Source organism: Pseudarthrobacter raffinosi (genome assembly GCF_023913735.1).
Classification (GTDB): Bacteria; Actinomycetota; Actinomycetes; order Actinomycetales; family Micrococcaceae; genus Arthrobacter; species Arthrobacter raffinosi.
In genome coordinates this window covers 1-6,975 of record NZ_JAMXBH010000040.1, presented here as the reverse complement: position 1 = coordinate 6,975, position 6,975 = coordinate 1, and the positions used below count along the sequence as shown (strand labels likewise).

General features: G+C 58.6%; 5 protein-coding genes and 1 pseudogene. 4 read left to right on the top strand and 2 right to left on the bottom strand.

Annotated features, from left to right (window positions below):
- Positions 1 to 306: 306 nt before the first annotated feature.
- Positions 307 to 899, top strand: a pseudogene (locus NG698_RS21290) (recombinase family protein).
- A gap of 275 nt (positions 900 to 1,174) precedes the next feature.
- On the opposite strand, the gene NG698_RS21285 reads toward NG698_RS21290, so the two are convergent.
- Both NG698_RS21285 and NG698_RS21280 read right to left on the bottom strand, forming a co-directional pair.
- A complete protein-coding gene (locus NG698_RS21285; protein WP_252612232.1) occupies positions 1,175 to 2,167 on the bottom strand; it encodes an Abi family protein in 993 nt (330 codons plus the stop codon).
- Positions 2,168 to 4,002: 1,835 nt separating this feature from the next.
- Complete coding sequence (locus tag NG698_RS21280) at positions 4,003 to 4,407, bottom strand: DUF2510 domain-containing protein (protein WP_252612230.1); 405 nt, start codon at positions 4,405 to 4,407, stop codon at positions 4,003 to 4,005.
- Between the two features lie 147 nt (positions 4,408 to 4,554).
- On the opposite strand from NG698_RS21280, the gene NG698_RS21275 reads away from it, so the two are divergent.
- From NG698_RS21275 to NG698_RS21265, 3 genes are all read left to right on the top strand, one after another.
- Entirely contained in the window at positions 4,555 to 4,947 is a 393-nt protein-coding gene (locus NG698_RS21275; protein ID WP_252612228.1) for a DUF6804 family protein, read from the top strand.
- A gap of 372 nt (positions 4,948 to 5,319) precedes the next feature.
- Positions 5,320 to 5,916 carry a recombinase family protein gene (locus NG698_RS21270; RefSeq protein ID WP_252612226.1) on the top strand — a complete coding sequence of 199 codons (597 nt, stop codon included), beginning with the start codon at positions 5,320 to 5,322 and terminating at the stop codon, positions 5,914 to 5,916.
- 213 nt (positions 5,917 to 6,129) lie between these two features.
- The gene (locus NG698_RS21265; protein WP_252612224.1) at positions 6,130 to 6,720 is read left to right on the top strand and encodes a hypothetical protein; all 591 of its coding nucleotides are present in this window, start codon (positions 6,130 to 6,132) and stop codon (positions 6,718 to 6,720) included.
- Positions 6,721 to 6,975 lie beyond the last annotated feature (255 nt).

Here is a 6,975-nt window from a genome sequence, read left to right as displayed (position 1 = left end):
TTACCGTCGGCCTAACGAAGTCCACTATGGTTATCAACAGCCAGCCTTGGCAGCGTAGAAGAATTCACTAATTCCGCTGTCCGAAATCCCCGCAGCAGCTCAATTGGTCTTCCTTGATTTGGCGGGCAATCTTGTTCTTGAGCATGTCGATTCTGTTGTGACCGGGGGTTTTCCGTCGTTGTTTTCCAACACGGCTTACCGACGTGAATTTCACACGTTTCGTTCCTCGCGGCCAGGTGTCGGTAGACGATCCTTTCCCGACACCGGTCTAAGCGTGACTTTCCCGAGCATTGGTCCTCAAACCCCATGACAGGACTGCTGATTGGATACGCCCGCGTATCCACCAACGACCAAGACCTCACCGCCCAGAAGAATGCCTTGGCCGCTCTGGGGGTGTCGTCGGAGAAGACGTTCACCGACCAGGGCCGACCGGCGCCAACCGGGCACGGCCGGGACTCCGGGAAGCGCTGGCCGCCTGCCGGGCCGGGGACACCCTGGTCGTGACCAAACTCGACCGCCTGGCCCGGTCGCTGCGCGATGCAAAGGACATCGTTGACGAACTCACCCGCCGCGAGGTCAAGCTGAGCATCGGCGGCTCCGTCCACGACCCGACCGATCCCGTGGGCCGGCTGCTCTTTAACGTCCTTGCCATGGTCGCGGAATTCGAAGCCGACCTGATCCGCGCAAGGACCCGGGAGGGCATGGCGGTCGCGAAGGCTAAGGGCCGCCTGCGGGGGAAGCAGCCCAAGCTCTCGAAAAAACAGGAAACACACCTGGTCTCCGTTCACCGGGCAGGGACGCACACGACGGTGGAACTTGCCGAACTCTTCTCAGTGGCGCGCTCAACCGTCTACCGCGCCATTAAACGCGCCATTAAACGCGCCGGCGACACCACTTAACCCAACCCCTAGCGTAAATTTCCGTCCCGATCCATTTCAGACCGCGGGAGTAACCACTAGGCCCACGCCTGTGGCTCACGCCAGAGCGGCGCCCGACGGCGCCTGACGGCGCCTGACATGCACAAACGACGCCGTTCCGCGCCGGAGTCTCGTCGGACCCCTATAGAACCTAGGAACTGATACGCCATTACTTCGTCCTCGGTAGGCTCCCGATCCGGGAAAGCTACTGCCCCGTCGGCAGGTTAGTGCTGATCGCGGGCCAGTACCGGCAGTGCCTAGGCTTGCCAAAGTTCTAGGCTTGTCCAGTCATCAGGCACTCCGATGGAGTGATTGGTCAAATGCCCCGCTCGAGGGAACGAGCCGACGAGCTCGATTAGGCGTTCGGTCCAGCCGCCGTTGGGATCGATCACACGAAGCATGTATGCCATCACGGCCAGGGCGTTATACAGACCAAACACCTGCTTCGACGACTCTTCATCCCTTAGATGATCCAAGAGAGGAACTTGCCCCTTGCTCGGCCGTTTCGGCGCAGTAACAAGTTTGCGGTTGAAAATTCGGGCGTGGTGGGCAGCCACGTTCCTCACATAGTTCAGACTCGCAATCCAACTACTCATCACTCGCTTCGACGGTACCGCGTAGGCGGTGGCGATCTCCGTGGCGATCGAGTTCGTCAGTCCAACGTATAAGCGGCTGAGGTGCCCCAGCTCCATGATCTCCGTGAGCGCCCAAATCGGCATCTGATCGTCGTACTTCTCTCGGAAATGGGTCACAAAGCCCTCGTCGGATCCGTTCTGTCGCTCTCGCATCCGGGCGATCCATTGCTCGTGTTTGCTCGGTGCCGGTCCTCCCGTGGCTGGATCCACTTGTATATCCGTGAAAGACCCTACGAACGTGGCAGGTTCGAGATGGGAAAAGGCCGAACGCCTGCCCAACACATATTCGATCTGCATGCGGAGCGAAATTTCAATTCTCTCGATTCCATCAAGGATGAGCATCCGCAGTCGACGGTCGAAGTCGATGAGTTCCGCGGCGTCCCGCATGGAAGTGCCGACCCGATAGTGGTTGAGGACCCGTACCCGTGGACGACCGTCATCGTCCACGTACGGCTCCGATTCACGGAATGGGTAGAGATAGCCGGTAAGCCGGTAGTAACCAACCGCGCAAAGCAGTTGAACACCGCTCCCGTCCTCGGCAACGCTGACACCGCGCAAGGCAAGCTTCTTGACCTGGTCCTCGACCGACAGCCATTGCTTTGTGTACTCAGCCACGAATCCCCCGGTTAAAAGAAAATCAGCCCGAGCCGTGAGGCGAGCGGGCTGATCATGATGAACAAACCGTATCACGAACTGCCCAAGCAGTCAGGGCACGGCATAGCGCCCCTGGCTTGAGCCACCTGGGAAGCCGAACGCCGATAACATCGCATCTGTTGCGTGTCAGGTTGAGCTCTAGGACCCCTGCGGCCGGGCGTCAACTACGGTAAAGCAACGCCAGCCTGACGTGAGAACTGGGCCATTCCTGACGTCCGGCTTGGGCATACCACAACCTGACGCATATTTGACGGAGGCGTGATTCCTAAACGGCGTAAACCAGACCCGGGGGGTTGCCAGCGGGCTTTGTGCTGCGAAAGGCGTCCATTCCAATTGCGGATTGGCGACAGCACCGTTACCAATACCCTCCTTCCGAAGGTGGCAGACAGCACGCCATTGAAATCGGCGAAATTGCGGTTAGTGTACGACCAGTGGCAGGTGCTCGGCCTGGCGCAAATTCATTGGGGGAACAATGGAAGACCGACCTTCAGGCTGGTATGGAACTAGCCGCTATAGTCATGTTGCTCGCCACTGGGATGGCAAGGTCTGGTCGCGCCCCGTTCCGCGTAAGGAATTCGGCCCAGGGGTTGTCATTCATGTTGACCCTGCCGCCGAACCGCGTAACGCGCCACCACTGAGTTCCTCTGGTGGTCGCAAGGTTAAACCTGTTAGGCCGAAAATCGAAATAGGCGCCGGCGCCGGGTGCCTGCTCGTCCTCGTCGGGCTCGTGGTTGTGATGCTTCTCGTTTCCTGGATTTCAACCCCATTCCTTGCGTCCAACAACCCCAAGCTCAGCGAGGAGAGTGGACTTGCTACGTGCAAAGAGTTGGTCGCTCAACAGGACGGAGGCAGTGGAAACACCACCGTCCAAGGCAGTGTTCTTGCAGGAAAAACGTATAAGGCCACCATTGCTGTTGCTGGGATGTCAAAAGCGTACAGGTTCACATGTCGCCTGGAATGGACTGGAAGCAAATGGTCGAGAGACGTGCTGGAGGGCCACGAAATGTAGATTCCGGACGGGCGGTGAATGCAAAACTCGTGACCGCAACTACTTGGTGCCCTTTGATTTCGGCAACGAGTTTTGACGACGTCGTCAGCGCAAGGCGATCCGGTCTCTGCCAAGTTGCACCCTGGAAACTGCCGATTTCAGAGGGCCGGCGCTTCCCGCCGTAACGGGGCATGGAAAGGCCCGCACAAAGGGTCGTATTTGACCTGTGGAGTTTGCCGATAAATGGCGGCGTTCTGTGATCGCTATATGTCGCATGACTGACCCCGAGTTGTCTTGTATCGCCAGTGTTTGGAGACAGAAGGGTTGTGAGACACCAGGGGTGTCGCAGTTGGGGCACCTCCACCAGGGCACTTACGCCGCCTAACAAGGCCCGAGGATCCTGGCCGTCAAACGGCCGATTTAGGGTTCTCTGGATCCGTTTACCGTTTCAAAGCTAAGGAAAATAGAACCCTCTTCTTCACTTGTAGGCGCGCTACAGGGGACGCAGTTCGTTCAGCCAAAGTATTGCCTACGCGGTATACATCGTGGGGAGACGGCAGAGGGTTCGGATTGCCCCGAGTTGGCCCGTTGTCGGTCATCACTGCTTTTGCGGGTCGAAACGGGGCCGGTCTTGACGATCTTCGGCCACTTGTGGGCCATGCGTGGAGCGGATGCGGGGGCATCGTGTGAATCGCAGCCATAAAACGGCGGCGTTAGCTGATCCTCATCCAGAACCGAGTGGTCGTCGAGTGCATCAATCCTGTCGGTAATGGCAGGCTTGACCGGACGTGAGTTCCCGTCGGCGCGGCTAAATCCTTCCGGTCGCTATCCAGAGGAATGCCATGAGCGTGTAAACGATGCCAAGCACCAGCCCGATGATGGCCAGAACTTTCTCCTTCTTGGCAGCTCCCGGCCGATGTCGCCTTAGCCCGACGGCCGAAACGACGATCGCAGACAGGCACAGCAGGACTCCAACGTAGGGGAATCCGAAGAGGAACATGGACGCGAGGCCCAATCCAAAACCGGTGCTGGCTGCTGGGTTTCCGGAGGCGGATGCTCCCTTGGCCCCATACGCCGGCGCCGTGACTGTGGAGGGAACACGGGGTCCTTCCTGGACGGCTCTGACGTGTTCTGTCCACACGGTGCCGTCCCACCAACGTTGCTGATGTGGTGCATTGGGATTGGCGTACCATCCGGCTGGAGGCTGGCTCATGACTCGAATCCTTTCAGCTGTTCGGAGTTTCCTAAGAAGTACCACAACCGGCGCTCTTACCTGGACGACTGGGTATCCGGGGATAGCGAGGACAGCTATGGTGATGCTAGGCCCGTTCCCGCGAGCCGGGCAAAGATTGGGGTCGATATGTCCAACCCTTACGAGTACTCGAGCGACCGTTTCCCCGCCGCTCCGGGACTCACTGAAGAGCAGCTGAACGGCGTCCCACTGGTCACCGTTCATCCGGCGGCATGGCCAGCCGCCGTCGGGGCGGTATTCCTGATGCTGGCGACTGTGGGTGCACAGTACGAGTTCTATATAGTCATGCGCTGGGTGGTGACCGCGATGGCAATCTGGATGTCAGTTGTAGCTGGCTCGCTGAACAGGACGGTTTGGGTCGTTGTATTCATCCTCATCGCCCTCCTGTTCAACCCCTTCATTCCGCTCTACGCCACACGGGAATTCTGGGTTCCGTTCGATACTGCGGGATTCGTTCTGTTCTGGGTCGCCGGAGTCAAGCTACGCGCTTCGAAGCCCTAGCGGAAGTTGCTTGAAACTGCTTGCCATGGCCGAGGAATGGAAAGCTATCTAAAACATGAACGGCCCCACGGATCCCTGAACGGCATGACGCGCAATCCCTACTTGGACAACTGGACCGAGCAAAACCAATTAGCTTTCGCATAGGCACAGGACTGCTAACAGGGGCCCAATCACATCCAACGCGGGTGTCTCGAAACCCATGGGATATGAGACGTCTCATTCAGCGAACAAACACCCGCGTCGGCAAGATCTTGGTTCCTGTGAAATCACGCGGACTTCTTCGCGCCCGGCGATTCTCATAACTATGTCTCGCAACCTTGTGATTGGATCTCCATACCAATCATTAGTTATGAGACACATCTGAGGCGCCCAGTGACGAAACTTATTGGCTACGCGCGAGTTTCGACGCGGCAGCAGTCCACCGACCGACAGCGGGCGGACCTACTGGCCGCCGGCGTCCGACACGATGACCTCTACATCGACCACGGCGTCTCCGGAGCACGCGCGTCACGACCACAGTTCGACCGGGCTCTCGATGCGCTGATAGAGGGCGACACCCTCGTCATCACAACCTTGGACCGGCTTGGGCGATCCACCCAAAACATGCTCGCCTTTGCCGATGGACTCCGAAAGAGGGGTGCCGGCCGGCGAGTCCTGAACCTGGGCGGAGGCGATGTCGACACCGCGACGCCGATGGGGTCAATGTTGTTCACGGTCATGGCCGCCCTCGCGCAGATGGAACACGACATCAAGCGCGAACGTGTCACGGATTCCATCAGCAAGAGAAGAGAAGCCGGGAAGGATCTTGGCGGGCGGCCCCGCCGGGTTACCGAAAGTCAGATTCGAAGCGCTGTTCGCCTGGTCAAAGGTGGCGAGCCCGCAGCGCAGGTTGCCCGAGATCTCGGAATGTCCCGAGCAACCTTCTACAGGCGGTCACGAGCACTTACGGACCAGCAGAGCGACATTTAGCGCCGTAAAAAGACCGCCATTTACCGCTGACATTCACATACTTGACCGGCCTACGCCCGCGGGTGCTGTGGAGCGGCCGTTGCTGTTCCCGCCAGTCCGGTCCTGGCGCCTCGGCAATGCGTGACTTGATCCTTTCAGGGCGTCCGTGATGGTCTCCGGGCGGCTCGGTGAACGGTCCATACAATGTCACTTCTCTCGGTTAGCCTTGGCGACATGAGCGAAGAGACGGCATTGAATCTTAAGGAAGCTGAGGCGCATCTCTCGGCAGTGGAGAAGGAAGCAACGGAGCGTAAACAGGAACTTTTGGCGGCGGTCGCGGAGCATCTTCCCCGTCATGCTCAGGGGCTGGCTAAGAGAACGGCCCGGAGCCAGCCCGAAGTGGCAAAAGGACTTGGGGTCGAGGGTGTCCAGAAGCTTCGCAGCGAGCTGGAGGATAAGGCTCAGGAGCTTGCCGACGACGTCGCCGGTGCAGCATCCCAGATCAAGTGGAAGAAGCCCTCACGGTACTCGCCCGTGGCTCCCAACGATGTAAGTACTTCCCTTTTCGACTTCATGTACGGCATCAGGGTCAGCCGGCTTGCGAAGGTATTCAAAGATCACGGCTTCAGCATCAATGACGACAACAACCGGGGTTCGCAGAGTCTCGTACTTCCGCAGTCCCTGTTCTCTGGGGATGACATCAAAGCGGAAATGCAAACCCTGGGCACGGCAATGATGGCAGTCACAAATGCGGAACAGGCTATCGCTGCGGCCAAGAAGGCCGATGACCTTGCTGAGGTTGATGATTTGTGGGGTGAGGACTGACCGCAGCCCCGGTCCCCGAGACCTGTGGACCATATACTGACTCGATGTCTGAAATCGGAGCGGAGCCAGAATTTGGATAACGAGTCGTGGACGATGGTCGGGGCAATCGCCACGGCTGCCGCCGCGGTGGCCACCATCATTAGTGCATTTATTGAATCGCCCCGGGTTTAATGGAGGGTGTTGAGTCCTTGAAAGGATGAGCACCATGCCAGCACCAAAAAAGTATCCTGAGGAGCTTCGCCAGAGGGCGGTCCG